We start from the raw sequence: 15104 nt of genomic DNA on the forward strand, positions 1-15104 counted from the left end.
TCAGGTCGCGCAGGTGATGCAGGTGCGCGCGGTGGGCCGGGCGGCGAGGCGCTCGGGGGCGATCGCGCCGCCGCAGGACTCGCAGCGGCCGTAGGTGCCGCCCTCGACGGCCCGCACCGCCGCCTCGGCGTCGGCCAGCCGGCGGCGAGCGGCGGCCAGCAGCGCGGCCACCTGCTGGCGCTCGAAGGCGATCGTGGCGCCCTCGGGGTCGTGCTCGTCGTCGGCGTTGGAGGCCTGCGACGCGGCGACGATCTCGTCGAACTGGCGGGTGAGCGCGGCGATCTGGGCCTGGGCCGCCGCGCGCTCGGCCCCGAGCGCGTCAGCGCTCACGGCGCAGCAGCCGGAGCGACCCGGTGCCCGGCAGCTCGGTGAACCCGCCCGAGTCCAGCACCCGCCGGTAGACGCCGAAGGGCGCCTGGCCGCCGTCCGCGGGGTCGGGGAAGACGTCGTGGATGGCCAGCGTGCCGCCGACGGCGAGCTTGGCCACCCAGGCGTCCTGGTCGCGGCGGGCGGACTCCTCGGTGTGCGAGCCGTCGAGGAACAGCAGCGCCAGCGGGGTCGACCACAGCGGGGCCAGGGTCTCCGACCGGGCGACGACGGCGACGACGACGTCCTCGGCACCGGCGTCGGCGATCGTGCGGCGGAACCGCGGCAGGGTGTCCACCCGCCCGACCGCGGGGTCGACCAGCGACGGGTCGTGGTACTCCCAGCCGGGCTGGTGCTCCTCGGAGCCGCGGTGGTGGTCGACGGTCACGACCTGGCGGCCGGTCTCCCGGGCCGCGGCGGCCAGGTAGAGCGCCGACTTGCCCATCCAGGAGCCGATCTCCAGCAGCGGTCCGGGCACCGCCACCGACCGGGCGGCCTCGTAGAGGGCCTGCCCCTCGTTGGGGGGCATGAAGCCGGGGGCCGCCGCGGCGGCGGCGAGCAGTTGCAGGACCCCGTCCCCCTCCCGCCTCGCAGGCTCGGCGCCGAGCTCGGCCGCCTGCAGGGGCGCACTGCGAGCGTGCGAGCGGTGGGGGGCAGGTGGTCCTTGCTGGGGCCGGGAAGGACTCCTGCTCATCGGGCGAACCTCGCACGCAGCGCCGAGATGCGCCGCTCGGGCGCCGCGCCGGCCGCGGTCCCGGCCGCGGTGGCGAAGAACGCGCCGGCCGCCGTCGTCACCGGGACGGCGAGCACCAGCGCGATCGCCCCGGCCAGCGTCCGCACGACCTCCTCGGCCACCACCGCACTGGTCAGGGTGACCCCGGCCGGCCGCGAGTAGAGCTCGAAGAGCAGGAGCAGCGGCAGCGCGGCCCCGGCGTAGGCGAAGACGATCGTGTAGACGGTCGAGGCGATGTGGTCGCGCCCCACGGCCATGCCGCGGCGGTAGAGCTCCCGCCACCCCATCGCCGGGTCCACCTCGTGCAGCTGCCACATGGCCGAGGCCTGGGTGATCGTGACGTCGTTGAGCACGCCCAGCCCGGCGACGACGCACCCGGCGATCACCAGGCCCGAGAAGTCCAGGGTGGGGTCGTAGGTCGCCAGCTGGGTGGTCTCCTCGCTGGTCAGCCCGGTCAGCCGGGCCACCCCCACCGACACCGACCCGAGGAGGGTCACCAGCGCCAGGCCGAACAGGGTGCCGATCAGCGCGGTCGTCGTCCGGGCGGAGAGGCCGTGGGCCAGGTAGAGGACGACGAACATGATCGCCGCCGAGCCGACCAGGCTGACCATCGTCGGGGAGGCCCCGGTCAGCAGCGCGGGCATGACGAACTGCAGGAGCACGGAGAAGGCGAACGCCAGGCCGACCAGGGAGGCCAGCCCACGCAACCGGGCGACCACGCCGACGACGACGGCGAAGGCGACGGCGAGCACGACCAGCGGCGTGGTGCGCTCGAAGTCGAAGAACTGGTAGCTCAGGCCGCCGTCGGCCCCGGCGTCGCGGGTGAGCACGATGGTGTCGCCCTCGGCCACCCCGTTGGCGACGACGTCGGCCTGCAGGTCGACCTGCTGGTAGTCGCCGGCCCCCTCCCCCTCGAGGACCTCGACCACCGCGGTGGCGCAGGTGGCCTGCCCAGCGCCGGTGTCGCCGCACGGGAAGGTCTGCAGCGAGACGACCCGCGCGTCGGGGTAGGTCTGCCCCGGGGGCAGGTAGGTCTCGGCGACCTGCCGCGCCTGCGTGGGCCCGTCGCCGGGCCACAGCACGACCAGCCCGATGACGGTGGCCAGCCCGGCCGGCACCAGCACCACGAGCATCAGCCACACCGCGCGGCGGCGGCGGGCGAGCACCTCCGGGCTCGGGGGCGGGGCGTCCGGGTCCGGCCCGTGGGTGTGGGGGTGACCGTGCGAGGAGGAGGCGGGCACCCGGCCAGGCTAGGAGCAGGCGGCGCCGGGTCCCGCCCGACACCCCTCAGGCGCTGCGGCCGCCCGGGCCGTCCGGCCGCGGCTGGGCACCGGAGGGCGGTGAGCCGCCCGCGCCGGCGGGGCCGTCGTCGTCGTCGACCACCTCGAAGCGCCGCCACAGGCCGGTCAACTGCAGGGGGCGGGCGACGGTGGGGGGCGGCTCGACCAGCGCCACGGTGACCGCGCGCGGCTGGGTCATCCGCTGCAGCTGCACCAGCACGGCCATCCCGGCGGAGTTCATGAAGGTGACCCCGGACAGCTGCAGCTCCAGGCGGTGCAGCGTCGGCGTGGACAGCAGCTGGTCGGTGACCGCGCGGACCAGCGGCCGGCGGGCGGCCTCGGTGAGCTCGCCGACGACGGTGACGGACGAGACGTTCCCGTCGAGCGTGGCGGTCACCTCCGGCTCGGCACCGTGCGAGGCGGCCGGGGCGGCGGCCGGGGAGGCATCCGGGTGGGCGTCCGGGTGGGCGTCCTGGGCAGCGTCCTGGGCAGCGGCCGGGTCGCCGGTGGGGGCGTGCTCGTCCATGCCGGGGATCTGCCCCGCCCCCACCGATCCCATGCGCGCGACGGAACAAAGTCGTGCGGTGAATGTTTACACGGGCGCACATTCGAGGTATTCTCCAGTTGCCACTAGAGGTTCTGCCTCGGGCAGCGAACACACCCACCGGATCTCCCAGGAGGTTCACGACATGGTGCTCACCGCCTACGACCCGTTCGCCGCCACGTCCGCCGCCTTCCGCGCGCTGGACCAGCTCGCCGGCCGCACCGGCACCGCCCGGGCCCTGTCGGGCATGCCGATGGACGCCTACCGCGTCGGCGACAAGTTCGTCGCCCACTTCGACCTGCCGGGTGTCGACCCGGGCTCGATCGACCTGTCGGTCGAGGGCACGACCCTCACCGTCAGCGCCGAGCGCTCGGTACCCCAGCTGGAGAACGCGGAGTGGGCCGTCGCCGAGCGGCCCTACGGGGCCTACACCCGGCAGCTGGTCCTGGGCCGCAGCCTCGACACCGACCGGCTCGAGGCGAGCTACCACGACGGCGTGCTCACCGTGAGCATCCCCGTGGCGGAGAAGGCCCGCGCCCGCAAGATCACCGTCACCCGCGCCGACGTGCCGACCCAGGTGGAGGGCCGGACCATCGAGCACGAGTCCGGCGACGAGAAGGAGCAGCGGGCCGTCGAGCGGTGACCTGCGGGCCGACCCGCTGATCGGTCACCCGAACCGGGGGCCGGGCCAGTCGTGGCCCGGCCCCCGCGCCGTCTCCGGCACCGCCCACCCGACCGAGGAGGACCCGTGGCCACGGACAGCGCCCGCCGCCGGCCGGACGACGAGCCGGCCGGTCCCGCCGGCGACGCCGTCCGCCGGCTCGACGACCCCGACTTCCCCGCGCTGACGATGAGCCAGGCCGCGGCGCTGCTCGGCGTCCAGGCGGCCTTCCTGCGCAGCCTCGACGGCTCCGGCGTCCTCCAGCCGCACCGCTCCCCCGGCGGCCACCGCCGCTACTCCCGCCACCAGCTCGTCCTCGCCGCGCGGCTGCGCGGCCTGCTCGACGAGGGGCACACCCTGGCCTCGGCCGAGGTGATCCTGGGCCTGCAGGACGAGCTGGCCGAGTCGCGCGCCGCCACGCAGCGGCTGCGGGCCACCGTCGACCGCCTGCGCGCCGACCAGGACGACCCGGCCGCAAGGTGAACCCCTGGGGGGTAGGGGTGTACAGTCGGTTCCGTGAGCGCCCCGGAGACCCCCGGCCACGTCCACGGCTACATCCACCGCAAGGACGACCACCTCAAGCGGCTGCGCCGCATCGAGGGCCAGGCCCGCGGCCTGCAGCGCATGGTCGAGGACGAGAAGTACTGCATCGACGTCCTCACCCAGGTCTCGGCGATGACGTCGGCCCTGCAGTCCTTCGCGCTCGGCCTGCTCGAGGAGCACCTGTCGCACTGCGTCGCCGAGGCCGTCGCCCACGGGGGTCCCGAGGCCGACGCCAAGGTGCGCGAGGCCTCGGCCGCGATCGCCCGGCTCGTCCGTTCCTGACTCCCGAGAGGACCACCCCGTGAGCACCGCCAGCTACACCGTCGTCGGCATGACCTGCGGCCACTGCGTCTCCGCGGTGACCGAGGAGGTCAGCGGCCTGCCCGGCGTCACCGACGTCGCGGTCGACCTCCCCAGCGGCGGCCTGACCGTCACCAGCGACGCCCCGCTCGACGACGACGCCGTCCGCGCCGCCGTCGAGGAGGCCGGCTACGAGGTCGCCGGCCGCTAGGCCGGCCCCGCGAGGAGGAGGACGCGATGCGCACCGCCGCCCGGCTGGGCGCCACCGTCGTGGGCCTGGCCGCCGTGCTCGGCGCCGGCTGGGGCCTCGGCGCGCTCGTCGGTCCGGTCGGCACGCCCGCGTCCGCCGCGGAGCACGCCGGCGAGGACGACCACGCGGGCGGCGGCGGGCACGCAGCGCCCGCACCGGCCGGCTCCGACCTGCCCGCGGGCCTGGCCGTCTCGGCCGAGGGGCACACGCTCGACCTGGCCGCCGACGCCCTGCCCGCGGGCGACGCCGTCCCCCTGTCGTTCCGGCTGCTCGGCCCCGACGGCACCCCGGTCACCGCCTACGACACGGTGCACGAGCAGGACCTGCACCTCGTCGTCGTCCGCCGCGACCTCAGCGGCTACCAGCACCTGCACCCCGGGCTCGCGCCCGACGGCACCTGGACGACGGCGGTGGCGCTGCAGCCGGGCTCCTGGCGGGTGCTGGCCGACGCCACCCCGACCGCCCTCGGGCACGGCCTGGTGCTCGGCGCCGACCTCGCCGTCGGCGGCACGAGCGAGCCGGTGCCGCTGCCCGCGCCGTCGCCCACCGCCGAGGTGGACGGCTACACCGTCACCGTCGAGGGCGACCTGGTCGCCGGGCAGGAGTCCGAGGTGGTGCTGCGCGTCGCCCGCGACGGCGTCCCGGTGACCGACCTGCAGCCGTACCTGGGCGCGCGCGGCCACCTGGTCGCGCTGCGCGCCGGCGACCTCGGCTACCTGCACGTGCACCCGACCGGCGCGTCCGGCCGCGAGGTGCGCTTCGCCGTCCGGGTGCCCGCCGCGGGCGCGCACCGGCTGTTCCTCGACTTCCGGCACGGCGACGTCGTCCGGACCGCCGCGGTCACGGTGGACGCGCGGTGAGCGGCCCCACGCAGATCGAGCTGTCGATCGGCGGGATGACCTGCGCGTCCTGCGCCGCCCGGGTGGAGAAGAAGCTGAACCGGATGGACGGCGTCACCGCGACGGTCAACTACGCCACCGAGAAGGCGCGGGTGGTCTACGACGGCGAGGTCACGCCCGAGGACCTGATCGCCACCGTCGAGAGGACGGGCTACACCGCCGCGCTGCCCGCGCCGCCGGCGGAGGACGTCCCGGCGACCGACCCCGACGCCGGGCTGCGCACGCGACTGCTGGTGTCCGCGGTGCTCACGCTGCCGGTCGTCGCGCTCGGCATGGTCCCGGCGCTGCAGTTCACCTCCTGGCAGTGGCTCTCCCTCACCCTGGCCGCGCCGGTGGTCGTGTGGGGCGGGCTGCCGTTCCACCGGGCCGCCTGGACCAACCTGCGGCACGGCGCGGCCACCATGGACACGCTGGTCTCCCTCGGCACGGGCGCGGCGTTCCTGTGGTCGCTGTACGCGCTGTTCCTCGGCACCGCCGGCGAGCCGGGCACGGTGCACGGCTTCTCCCTCGCCGTCACCCGCACCGACGGGTCCGGCGACGTCTACCTCGAGGCCGCCGCGGGGGTGACCACCTTCCTGCTGGCCGGCCGGTACGCGGAGGCGCGCGCCAAGCGGCGGGCGGGTTCGGCGCTGCGGGCGCTGCTGGAGATGGGCGCCCGCGAGGTCTCGGTGCTGCGCGGCGGGGTCGAGACGCGGGTGCCGGTGGAGGCACTCGGCGTCGGCGAGCTGTTCGTCGTCCGGCCCGGGGAGCGGGTGGCCACCGACGGCGAGGTCGCCGAGGGCTCCTCGGCAGTCGACGCGTCGATGCTCACCGGCGAGTCGGTGCCGGTGGAGGTCGGCCCCGGCGACGCCGTCGTGGGCGCCACCGTGAACGCCGGCGGGCGGCTGGTGGTGCGCGCGACCCGCGTCGGCGCCGACACCCAGCTGGCCCAGATGGCGCGGCTGGTCGAGGAGGCGCAGAACGGCAAGGCCGCCGTCCAGCGGCTGGCCGACCGCGTCTCGGGCGTCTTCGTCCCCGTCGTGCTGGCGCTGGCCGCGGCCACGCTCGGCTTCTGGATCGGCACGGGCGCCGGCCTGGCGGGGGCGTTCCCCGCCGCGGTGGCCGTGCTGATCATCGCCTGCCCCTGCGCGCTCGGGCTGGCCACGCCGACCGCGCTCATGGTGGGCACCGGCCGCGGCGCGCAGCTGGGCATCCTGGTGCGCGGGCCCGAGGTGCTGGAGTCCACCCGGCTGGTCGACACCGTGGTGCTCGACAAGACCGGCACCGTCACCACCGGCCGGATGGGCCTGGCCGACGTCGCGGCCGCCGACGGCGAGGACGCCGGCGAGGTGCTGCGCCGTGCCGGTGCGCTGGAGGACGCCTCCGAGCACCCGATCGCCGCCGCGGTGGCCACGGCCGCCCGCGAGCGCTGCGGGGAGCTGCCCGCCGTCACCGGCTTCCGCGCGGAGGCCGGGCTGGGCGTGCGCGGCACCGTCGAGGGCGTGCCGGTGGTCGTCGGCCGGCCGTCGCTGGTGGGCGCGCTGCCGCCCGAGCTGGCTGCGGCGGTGGCGGCCGCCGACGCCGCCGGGCGGACCGCCGTCGCGGTCGGCTGGGGGGGCGCCACCCGCGGGGTGCTGGTCGTCGCCGACACCGTCAGGCCGACGTCGGCCGCCGCGGTGCGCCAGCTGCGCGACCTGGGGCTGCGGCCGGTGCTGCTCACCGGCGACTCCGCGGCCGCGGCCCGGGCGGTCGCCGCCGAGGTCGGGATCGACGAGGTGGTGGCCGAGGTGCTGCCGCAGGAGAAGGTCGACGTCGTCCGGCGGCTGCAGGCCGGGGGGCGGACGGTGGCGATGGTCGGCGACGGCGTCAACGACGCGGCAGCGCTCGCCCAGGCCGACCTGGGGCTGGCGATGGGCACCGGCACCGACGTCGCCATCCAGGCCAGCGACCTGACCCTGGTGCGCGGCGACCTGCGCGCCGCCGCCGACGCCGTCCGGCTGGCCCGCCGCACGCTGTCGACGATCAAGGGCAACCTGTTCTGGGCCTTCGCCTACAACGTCGCGGCGATCCCGCTGGCGATGGCCGGGCTGCTCAACCCGATGGTGGCCGGCGCGGCGATGGCGCTGAGCTCGGTGTTCGTGGTGACCAACAGCCTGCGGCTGCGGCGGTTCCGGCCGCTGCCGGGCAACGCCGAGGCGGCGTCGGCCCTGCCCGCGGGCCGCGTCCGGGAGCCCGCCGGGCGCTGACGGGGCGCCGGGCAGGAGTCCCGCACGCTGTCACCCACCGCCCCGGGGCGGCTGCAGGAGTCCCGGCTCCCCCGCCTGCCGTGCACGAGGCTGCCGGCTGCACTCGCGTCGCCTACCGACGGCCTCCGGACGGGATCCCGAGGACCACCGCTGCCCGCAGAGGGAGACGCGGCAGTCCGCCCCGGTCGGCGCCGTCTCGGTGGACACTGTCCCCCCGTGCTGGCGTCCTGCCAGGAGAGCGTCATGACGAGCACGTGCAGCGGTCCGCGATGCGCCTCCCACCCCGGTTCGTCCGGAGCCTCCAGACGCACGTCCGCGGACATCGGCCCTCCGACGCCTCACGCTCTCGAGACGGCTGCCGGCGACGGTGATCGACACGGCTCTGGTCCCCGCGTTCGTGGGCCGTCTGCTCCCGGACGCATCGCAGACGGAGGAGGGAAGCATGCGATCGGTCGACGCGTCCGCGGTGTTCCCGCTGAGCCCTGACGAGACCTGGGACCTGCTCTTCGGGAACCGGCTGCGCCACATCGTCCAGTTCTCCCCGACGGTCGCAGCGGTCGAGGACTACGAGATGCGCGCGGACGGGACGCCCCGCTACACGATGGTCAACAAGCTCGGACCGCTGCACAAGCGAAGCACCTCCGACTACTACACGTTCGAACGCCCGACCCACACCGCCAACCGCGTTCTCGGCCTCCCGCTGGGTGGCACCTTCCACGTGACGTTCCGGCCTGTTCCCGGAGGGACCCGGGTGAGCGGGCACTGGGAGGTGGAGGCACGGAGCCGGCTGGGCGGCGTGCTGCTGCGCACGGTGCACCCGCTGCTGACCTGGTACCTGCACCGCGAGCTGGGCGCGTGGGCTCGGGGGGTCGCAACCCGGGACACGAGTGCCTGACCCCGGGATGCCGGCTCCGCCCGACACCCACCAGGCACGACACCCACGCGTCGCTGACCGGATCACGAGGAGGTTCCAGTGCCCATCGACAACGACGTCTACAACAGGCATGCCGCCAGGTGGTGGGACGAGGACGAACCGCTCAACCTGCTGCACGGCAGCGTCACGCCGGCGCGCTTCGGCTACTTCGTCGCCGTCCTGCACCGTCTCGGGCGGGACCCGTCCGGGCTCCACGCCCTGGACATCGGCTGCGGAGGTGGGTTCCTCGCGGAGGAGTTCACCCGGGTGGGGTGTCGAGTCGTGGGCGTCGATCCGTCCGCGCCCTCCCTCGAGACCGCCCGCCGGCACGCAGCCGAAGCCGGACTGGAGATCGACTACCGCGTCGGTTCCGGCGAGGCCCTGCCGGTGCGGGACGCCGAGTTCGACCTCGTCTACTGCTGCGACGTCCTCGAGCACGTCGCCGACCTCGATGCAGTGATGCGCGAGACCGCTCGTGCGCTGAGGCCTGGCGGGATCTACCTGTTCGACACGGTCAACCGCACGATGGCCAGCAAGCTCCTGGCCATCAAGGTCATGCAGGACTGGCGCCTGACCCGCGCGTTCGACACTCCGGTGCACGAGTACGACATGTTCATCAAGCCGAAGGACCTCGGCGCCACGATGGCTCGCCACGGACTGCGCCTGCACGAGACGGTGGGCCTGGGACCGCGAGCCAAGAACCCGGCGAGCGCCGTCCTCGGCTTCGTGCGAGCCCAGCGGGGACAGATGTCTTACGGGGAACTGAGCCGCAGACTCGCCTTCGGCCAGACGCGGTCTCGGGCGGTGTCCTACATGGGCTACGCGACACGGGACGTGCGGTGAGGACGACGGCCACCCCGCCGAGTCATCGAGCCCCCGCATCCGCGTCCCGCTGACCTCCTCACCCCGTGCACTCGCGACGTCCGGGCCATCGGCCGCGGGTCGTCGACACCGGCCGCTCGTCCGCGACCTCTCCTGCTCGGCCGGGGCCTGCGGCCTCTCCGCGTCGCTCCATCGACGGCCGGGATCTCCTCCGGCCGGCCTGCGGACCCGCCACCGCGTCGTCCCGGGACCGGGTGGCGCAGCGCCGTCCCGTCACGGAGGGCGCGTGCGACCGGGGGCGTCCACGCCGAGGCCGGCGTCGCGGGCGAGGATCATGGCCTGCGCCCGGTCGGTGACCTGGAGCTTGGCGAAGATCCGCGAGAGGTTGTTGCGGACGGTCTTGGGGGCCAGTGACAACCGGTGCCCGATCGCGTTGTTGCCCAGCCCCTGGCCGAGCAGCTCGAGGATGTCCCGCTCCCGGTCGGTCAGCTCCGGGAACGGGGTCTCGGCCGGCACCGGTCGGGGCGCTGCCCAGTACTGCACGAGCCGCTGCGCGATGGCCGGGCTGAAGATCGCCTCGCCGTGGCGGACGGCGGCGACGGCCCGGCCGAGCTCGTCACGGCCGGCCCCCTTGAGCAGGTAGCCGCGTGCGCCGGCCCGCACGGCGGCGAGGACCGACTCGTCGTCCTCGAGCATCGTCAGCACCAGGACGGCGATGTGCGGACTGGTCTCCCGCACCCGTCGGGTGGCCTCGATGCCGTTGAGGCCGGGCATCCACAGGTCCATCAGCACCACGTCCGGCTGCAGGCTGTCGGCCAGTTGCACCGCCTCGTGGCCGTTCACGGCCATCCCGACGCACTCGACGTCCGGGAGGAGCCGCACCAGCCGGCGCAGCCCCTCCCGGAAGGGCCGGTGGTCGTCAGCGATCAGCAGGCGGGTCGTCACGGTCGTCCTCGGGAAGCGGCAGTCGCGCCAGCACGCGGGTCCCGCTGGGCGACGCGGGCGTGATCGTGAAGGTCCCGCCGAGCTCCTGCGCCCGTTCCCGCATCGCGGACACCCCGACCCCGGCCGGGACGCTGTCGGACAGCCCGCCGCCGTCGTCGGCGACCTCGACGTCCAGCCACCCGCCGCCGCAGGTCAGGGACAGCCGACAGCACCGTGCCCGTGCGTGCCGCTGCACGTTGGTCACCGCCTCCACGGCGATGAGGTACGCGGCGACCTCGGTGGCCGCAGTCAGGGAGGGGAGCCGCTCGGGCACGTGCAGTTCGAGCGCCACGCCGTCGCGCTGCAGCAGGCTGCGCGCCTTCTCGCGCACGGCGGCCGACAGGCCCAGCTCGTCCAGCACCGGCGGGTACAGGCCGTAGGCCAGGCTGCGGACCAGCGCGATCGTCTGCTGCGCCTCGTCGCGCACGTCGCCGACCAGTTCGCGGCCCTGCGCCGGGTCCTCGGCGATCACCTCGGCAGCCACGTCGAGCTCCATCGTCAAGGTCGCCAGCATCGGCCCCAGCTCGTCGTGCAGTTGCCGCCGCAGCCGGCGGCGCTCCTCGTGACCGGCCGTGACCAGTCGCCCGTGGGCCCGCTGCAGGTCCGCCGCGGCGCGTACCCCGTACACCGCCGTCGCCGCGTGCCGGGCCAGCTCGTCGAGCAGGTGCCGGTCCCGGGGGCTGAAGGGCTCCCCCGGCGCCCGGGGCGCCACCGTCAGCCAGCCGACCGGCTCCTGGCGGCACACCAGCCGGAGCCGGACCGCGTCGCCCCCCGGCGGGACGGCGTCCGGAGGGTCGGTGACGGCGGTGCCCCGCCGCCCGTCCGCCCCGACCGGCTCGACGACGACGGACGGGACGCGCAGCGCCTCCCGGGCCGTCCGGGCGACCGTCCCCAACACCCCCCGCAGGTCCTGCGCGTCCTCCAGCCGGCGGGCCAGCCGCCGGACGGCGGCGTCTGGTTCCTCCCGCTCCCCGTGGACGAGTCGGCCGGCTCCACGCTGCAACCGTCGCCGCACCGGGTCGAAGAGCACTGCGACCGTCCCGGCCGCGATCAGGGAGAACAGCACGTTGTCGGGGCTGCGGAACGCCGCGCCGAGGACGCCGGCGACCCCGACGTACACGCCACCGATCAGCAGGACCAGCGCGCCGTAGACCAACGTCCGGGTGAGGAGGGGATCGACGTCCCACAGCCGCAGGCGCAGCACCGACAGGGCCACCGCGACCGGGACGAGCAGGGTCAGCAGAGCCAACCAGAGACCACTGACCAGGTGGAACCGCAACCCGGCGACACCGGGACCGGTCACCTCCGGCAGGAACCACGAGGTCACGGCGACGGGGACCGTCCCGAGCACCAGCAGCACGATGCTCAGCGCCACCCACTTGGTCTGCTGCCGCTGCACCGCGGTCGACACCGTGCGGTAGCGGTGGACCTGCGCGTACAGCGGGATCGCGAGGCCGAGTGCGACGTCGAGGGTCAGGGCGAGGGGCGCGGGCCAGGTGCCGGGATCGAGGGCTCCCTCCAGTCCGGACAGCGGGGTGAGCAGGACGACCGCGAGTGCCGGCCACCGGGTCCACCGCGGCCGGAACGTCCCGTCGGGGAACACGTAGAGCAGCAGGGTGAGACAGCCGAAGGTGGTCACTCCCAGGACGCGCCAGGCGGTGTGCCACTGCGGGTGCACCTCGGCCAGCACCAGGTGCGTGCCGGCGACACCCCACGCGAAGCCGGCCAGCAGGGCCGACGTCGTCAACGCGGCCCGGTCCCCCGGTCGTCGCCACACCGTGACCCCCGCGACCGCGAAGGAGACGGCCGCCACGAGCACCGACGAGCCGTAGACGAGCTGGCCGAACGAGCCGTCGGACAGGCCCAGGCGCTCCAGCGCGCCGTGTAGGTCCCGCAGGGTCCAGCGCTCGTCGGGCAGGTGCAGCGGCGTGAGGGTGGCGTTGAGCCGGAAGCCCGAGGGGACCGAGGCGAGGAAGCTGGCCAGCGACACCGTGTAGAGGACGGCCCAGCCCCCCTGTGCGGCGCGGAGCCGACCGGGGGGCCGGGTCGTGGGGGCGGACGCGGCCCGGGTGCTCGTCGCGGAGCTCATGGTGCTGTCCGCCTCCCGGTGGAGAGGTCCCGGAGCGTAGGCAGGCCGCTGCAGCGGGACAAGCGAGTCGGTCCCGTCAGGTGGCCGGTGCGCCCGCCCCCACGGGCGCGGGGCCGTCCGTCACCGGCGCGGCCGTCGCGGCCGGACGCAGCAGCCGGAACGCCAGCCAGGCGCTCGGCAGCAGCAGGCACACCGAGGGGACGACGGCGGCCACCGCGTCCGACATCGGGATCAGGGTCGTGAGCAGCGCGGCGACGAACGCGGCCGGCACGACTCCCCGCACCAGGCCGGTCCGCCACAGGGCGAGCGCCGCGCAGAAGAGCGTCAGCAGGAGGGCCACGATGCCCACGCCGAGCAGCCACCCGAAGAGCGGCCAGTCGTTGATCGCCAGCGCCAGGGCCACGTCCGCCGGCGGATCGGTCCCCTCCGCGACGACGAAGGCCTGGGTGAGCTCGACGCCCAGGACGAGGAGCAGGGCGCCGGCGCCGACGACACCGGTGGAGGCGGCGAGACCGCCGGGCACCCGACCCCGACGGCGGGCCGTCACCACGGCCAGCACACCGACTGCGGCCAGGACGAGGCAGAGGGCGCCCGCGGCCTGGACGAACATCCCGCCGTACTCGGCCGGGCCGCCGGCGAGCGCGGTGAACTGCTCCTGGGCCGAGGCGTGGTCGCCCGCGGACGTCAGCAGCGGCGGCAGGACGAGCACCAGCAGCGGGGCGCCGACGAGCCCGACGGCGGCCAGCGGACGGAAGACCCGGTCGGTCTGGGACATGACAGCCTCCTCAGGAGCGGCGGCCCGGTCGGCCGCGTGCCGGCAACGTAGGAAGGGCGCTGTCCCGCGGGCATCGGCCAGCTGTCCCCGCCTCGGGGACAGGTGTCCTGGCCGGCTGCCCGCGTCTGCGCGCGGGAGCGCTCCTGACCGCTCCGGGTCACGCGGCCATCGCGACGGGACGGTGGCAGGGACCCCGGTCGACGGCGTCGCCGCCGGATCCGGACGAGCCCGTCCGGACGTGCAGCCGGCCACGACGGGCCCACCCGTTCCTACGCTCCCCGGGTGGTGAGCCGGGAGCGCGAGGACGAGGTCGGGTCGGTCCTGCGGTACCTCACGTCCTGGCCGCGGCGGCGATCGGACGTCCGTGCGCTCGCGATCGTCGGGTCGTGGGCCCGCGGCACGCCGCGTCAGGACTCCGACGTCGACGTCCTGCTGCTCACGGACTCGCCCGGTCACCACACCACCACGACGGCTGGCTGCCCGAGTGAGGCGGCGTCCGCCTGGTCAGGACGCGGACCCGGGGTGCCGTCACGGAGCGGCGCTTCGTGCTGCCGAGCGGCCTGGAGGGCGAGCTCGGGGTGGGGTCACCGCGACCTCCCCGATTCCGTCCCATGTCGTTCCGCTGACGCACAGCGATGACGCGCCCAGGTGTGCTTGCCACCGGCGTCCCGGCCCCGTTGTCTGCTGGGACCGGCGCCGGGCGGCGGTGCCGCAGGAGGGGGAGCGCGGGATGCCGATCTGGACGGTGCAGAGCACGAGCGGCGAGGACGAGGAGATCGAGGCCGGGCTGCTGGCCACGGAGAGCGGCGCCCTGGTCGCGCTGTCGCACGACGGCCTGCTCACCCGCGCCTGGGCACCGGGCCAGTGGCGGACGGTCCGGCAGGTCACCCACGTGGAGGGCCACCCGGTGAGCCCGGTGGACGAGGAGGACGCGCTCCTCATCGGGCTGCCCCGCGGCTGACGCGGGGCGCGGGGACAGGGCCGGCGCGACCTGCAGCTGTCCGTCGCACCGGTGCTGCCCGGCACGCGAGCGGAGGCTAGGCGGACGACCCGACGGTCAGGCTGCTCAGCACCTGCTCGCAGACCGCCCGCATGCGCTCGAGGGTCATGCTGCGCGACCCGAGGAGCACCTGGAGGGCGAGGCCGTCGATCATGCCGATCAGCGCGTTGGCGACCACGACGGGGTCCTCGTCGCGGAACAGGCCGGCGTCCTGGCCGTCGCGGACGATGCTCGCCATCAGCCGCCGCCACTCGCCGTAGACCTGCTCGTTGAGCTCCTGCAGGTCGCGGTCGTGCAGCGCCTCGACCCAGAGCTCGGCCCACACGTGCCAGGCGCGCACGGTCTCGGGGTCACCGGGCAGGTAGGAGTCGACGAAGGCGCGCAGCCGCTGCCGCGGGTCCGCGTGCTCCTGGAGCAGGTCGCGGCGGCGGTCCAGCGACCGAGCGAAGTTCCACTCGAACGCCGCGCGCATGAGGGCCGTCTTGGTGTCGAAGTAGTAGTGGACCGTGCCGCTGCTGGTGCCGGCCCGGCGGGCGACGTCGGCGATGCGCAGCGACTTAAAGCCGAGCTCGGACACCACCTCGCAGGCGGCCGAGAGGATCTGCTCCCGCCGCTCCGCCTCCACGCTGGGCCTGGGCACGTCCCCTCCTCCCCCGCGTCGACGCCCGGTTCTGAACTGACTGGCCAGTCAACCTAGAGCAGCGGATCCGTGCAGCGCAA

At 75.3% G+C, this 15104-nt stretch carries 18 protein-coding genes; 10 read left to right on the forward strand and 8 right to left on the reverse strand.

Translation table 11 applies throughout. From position 1 onward, the window contains the following. The 4 genes from BMZ33_RS14175 to BMZ33_RS14190 all read right to left on the reverse strand — a co-directional run bounded on the left by BMZ33_RS14175 (window position 1) and on the right by BMZ33_RS14190 (window position 2938). Window positions 1–330 (reverse strand): TraR/DksA family transcriptional regulator, encoded by a 330-nt coding sequence (locus BMZ33_RS14175; RefSeq protein WP_091111589.1) that lies wholly within the window; start codon window positions 328–330, stop codon window positions 1–3. Continuing rightward, the gene (locus tag BMZ33_RS14180; RefSeq protein WP_169064324.1) at window positions 320–895 is read right to left on the reverse strand and encodes a class I SAM-dependent methyltransferase; all 576 of its coding nucleotides are present in this window, start codon (window positions 893–895) and stop codon (window positions 320–322) included. Before BMZ33_RS14180 ends, BMZ33_RS14175 begins: the two co-directional genes overlap by 11 nt. A 161-nt stretch (window positions 896–1056) precedes the next feature. After that, the gene (locus BMZ33_RS14185) at window positions 1057–2340 is read right to left on the reverse strand and encodes a YibE/F family protein (RefSeq protein WP_169064325.1); all 1284 of its coding nucleotides are present in this window, start codon (window positions 2338–2340) and stop codon (window positions 1057–1059) included. A 46-nt stretch (window positions 2341–2386) separates the two neighbouring features. Then, window positions 2387–2938, reverse strand: coding sequence for an STAS domain-containing protein (locus tag BMZ33_RS14190; protein WP_169064326.1), 552 nt, complete (start codon window positions 2936–2938; stop codon window positions 2387–2389). A 130-nt stretch (window positions 2939–3068) separates the two neighbouring features. Between BMZ33_RS14190 and BMZ33_RS14195 the strand changes: the two genes are divergently transcribed. From BMZ33_RS14195 to ubiG, 8 genes are all read left to right on the forward strand, one after another. Continuing rightward, complete coding sequence (locus tag BMZ33_RS14195; protein WP_091111592.1) at window positions 3069–3566, forward strand: Hsp20/alpha crystallin family protein; 498 nt, start codon at window positions 3069–3071, stop codon at window positions 3564–3566. Window positions 3567–3671: 105 nt separating this feature from the next. Further along, the gene (locus BMZ33_RS14200) at window positions 3672–4067 is read left to right on the forward strand and encodes a helix-turn-helix domain-containing protein (RefSeq protein ID WP_169064327.1); all 396 of its coding nucleotides are present in this window, start codon (window positions 3672–3674) and stop codon (window positions 4065–4067) included. Between the two features lie 33 nt (window positions 4068–4100). Beyond that, window positions 4101–4409 (forward strand): metal-sensitive transcriptional regulator, encoded by a 309-nt coding sequence (locus tag BMZ33_RS14205; RefSeq protein ID WP_091111594.1) that lies wholly within the window; start codon window positions 4101–4103, stop codon window positions 4407–4409. A gap of 19 nt (window positions 4410–4428) precedes the next feature. Then, the gene (locus BMZ33_RS14210) at window positions 4429–4638 is read left to right on the forward strand and encodes a heavy-metal-associated domain-containing protein (RefSeq protein ID WP_169064328.1); all 210 of its coding nucleotides are present in this window, start codon (window positions 4429–4431) and stop codon (window positions 4636–4638) included. 26 nt (window positions 4639–4664) lie between these two features. Then, window positions 4665–5537: a hypothetical protein gene (locus BMZ33_RS14215; protein ID WP_091111596.1), complete on the forward strand. Its 873-nt coding sequence runs from the start codon at window positions 4665–4667 to the stop codon at window positions 5535–5537. Next, entirely contained in the window at window positions 5534–7801 is a 2268-nt protein-coding gene (locus BMZ33_RS14220) for a heavy metal translocating P-type ATPase (protein ID WP_169064329.1), read from the forward strand. Before BMZ33_RS14215 ends, BMZ33_RS14220 begins: the two co-directional genes overlap by 4 nt. Window positions 7802–8243: 442 nt before the next feature. Continuing rightward, window positions 8244–8696, forward strand: a complete 453-nt coding sequence (locus BMZ33_RS14225; RefSeq protein ID WP_136697296.1) for an SRPBCC family protein — start codon at window positions 8244–8246, stop codon at window positions 8694–8696. A 78-nt stretch (window positions 8697–8774) separates the two neighbouring features. Beyond that, the gene (ubiG, locus tag BMZ33_RS14230; RefSeq protein WP_091111601.1) at window positions 8775–9557 is read left to right on the forward strand and encodes a bifunctional 2-polyprenyl-6-hydroxyphenol methylase/3-demethylubiquinol 3-O-methyltransferase UbiG; all 783 of its coding nucleotides are present in this window, start codon (window positions 8775–8777) and stop codon (window positions 9555–9557) included. Between the two features lie 252 nt (window positions 9558–9809). On the opposite strand, the gene BMZ33_RS14235 is transcribed toward ubiG, so the two are convergent. The 3 genes from BMZ33_RS14235 to BMZ33_RS14245 form a co-directional block, all read right to left on the reverse strand. Next, window positions 9810–10481, reverse strand: coding sequence for a response regulator (locus tag BMZ33_RS14235; RefSeq protein ID WP_091111603.1), 672 nt, complete (start codon window positions 10479–10481; stop codon window positions 9810–9812). After that, window positions 10456–12609, reverse strand: a complete 2154-nt coding sequence (locus BMZ33_RS14240) for a sensor histidine kinase (RefSeq protein WP_091111606.1) — start codon at window positions 12607–12609, stop codon at window positions 10456–10458. The genes BMZ33_RS14235 and BMZ33_RS14240 overlap by 26 nt, the downstream gene beginning before the upstream one ends. 76 nt (window positions 12610–12685) lie before the next feature. Continuing rightward, the gene (locus tag BMZ33_RS14245; RefSeq protein ID WP_091111608.1) at window positions 12686–13384 is read right to left on the reverse strand and encodes a hypothetical protein; all 699 of its coding nucleotides are present in this window, start codon (window positions 13382–13384) and stop codon (window positions 12686–12688) included. Window positions 13385–13669: 285 nt separating this feature from the next. Here BMZ33_RS14245 and BMZ33_RS24690 point away from each other — a divergent pair, with 285 nt between their 5' ends. Then, on the forward strand, window positions 13670–14023 hold the full coding sequence (locus tag BMZ33_RS24690; RefSeq protein ID WP_169064330.1) for a nucleotidyltransferase domain-containing protein: 354 nt from the start codon (window positions 13670–13672) through the stop codon (window positions 14021–14023). 91 nt (window positions 14024–14114) lie between these two features. Then, window positions 14115–14345 carry a hypothetical protein gene (locus tag BMZ33_RS23335; protein WP_091111611.1) on the forward strand — a complete coding sequence of 77 codons (231 nt, stop codon included), beginning with the start codon at window positions 14115–14117 and terminating at the stop codon, window positions 14343–14345. A 76-nt stretch (window positions 14346–14421) separates the two neighbouring features. On the opposite strand, the gene BMZ33_RS14260 is transcribed toward BMZ33_RS23335, so the two are convergent. Beyond that, a complete protein-coding gene (locus BMZ33_RS14260) occupies window positions 14422–15024 on the reverse strand; it encodes a TetR/AcrR family transcriptional regulator (protein ID WP_091111614.1) in 603 nt (200 codons plus the stop codon). Between the last annotated feature and the right edge of the window lie 80 nt (window positions 15025–15104).

It is taken from the genome of Geodermatophilus dictyosporus, from assembly GCF_900115505.1.
GTDB classification, from domain to species: Bacteria; Actinomycetota; Actinomycetes; order Mycobacteriales; family Geodermatophilaceae; genus Geodermatophilus; species Geodermatophilus dictyosporus.

Excerpts from the sequence above, each read along its gene's own strand:
- BMZ33_RS14180 (WP_169064324.1), bottom strand. The coding sequence starts at position 895 with ATGCCCCCCAACGAGGGGCAGGCCCTCTACGAGGCCGCCCGGTCGGTG.
- BMZ33_RS14190 (WP_169064326.1), bottom strand. The coding sequence starts at position 2,938 with ATGGGATCGGTGGGGGCGGGGCAGATCCCCGGCATGGACGAGCACGCC.
- BMZ33_RS14195 (WP_091111592.1), top strand. The coding sequence starts at position 3,069 with ATGGTGCTCACCGCCTACGACCCGTTCGCCGCCACGTCCGCCGCCTTC.
- BMZ33_RS14215 (WP_091111596.1), top strand. The coding sequence starts at position 4,665 with ATGCGCACCGCCGCCCGGCTGGGCGCCACCGTCGTGGGCCTGGCCGCC.
- BMZ33_RS14225 (WP_136697296.1), top strand. The coding sequence starts at position 8,244 with ATGCGATCGGTCGACGCGTCCGCGGTGTTCCCGCTGAGCCCTGACGAG.
- BMZ33_RS14240 (WP_091111606.1), bottom strand. The coding sequence starts at position 12,609 with ATGAGCTCCGCGACGAGCACCCGGGCCGCGTCCGCCCCCACGACCCGG.
- BMZ33_RS14245 (WP_091111608.1), bottom strand. The coding sequence starts at position 13,384 with ATGTCCCAGACCGACCGGGTCTTCCGTCCGCTGGCCGCCGTCGGGCTC.
- BMZ33_RS23335 (WP_091111611.1), top strand. The coding sequence starts at position 14,115 with ATGCCGATCTGGACGGTGCAGAGCACGAGCGGCGAGGACGAGGAGATC.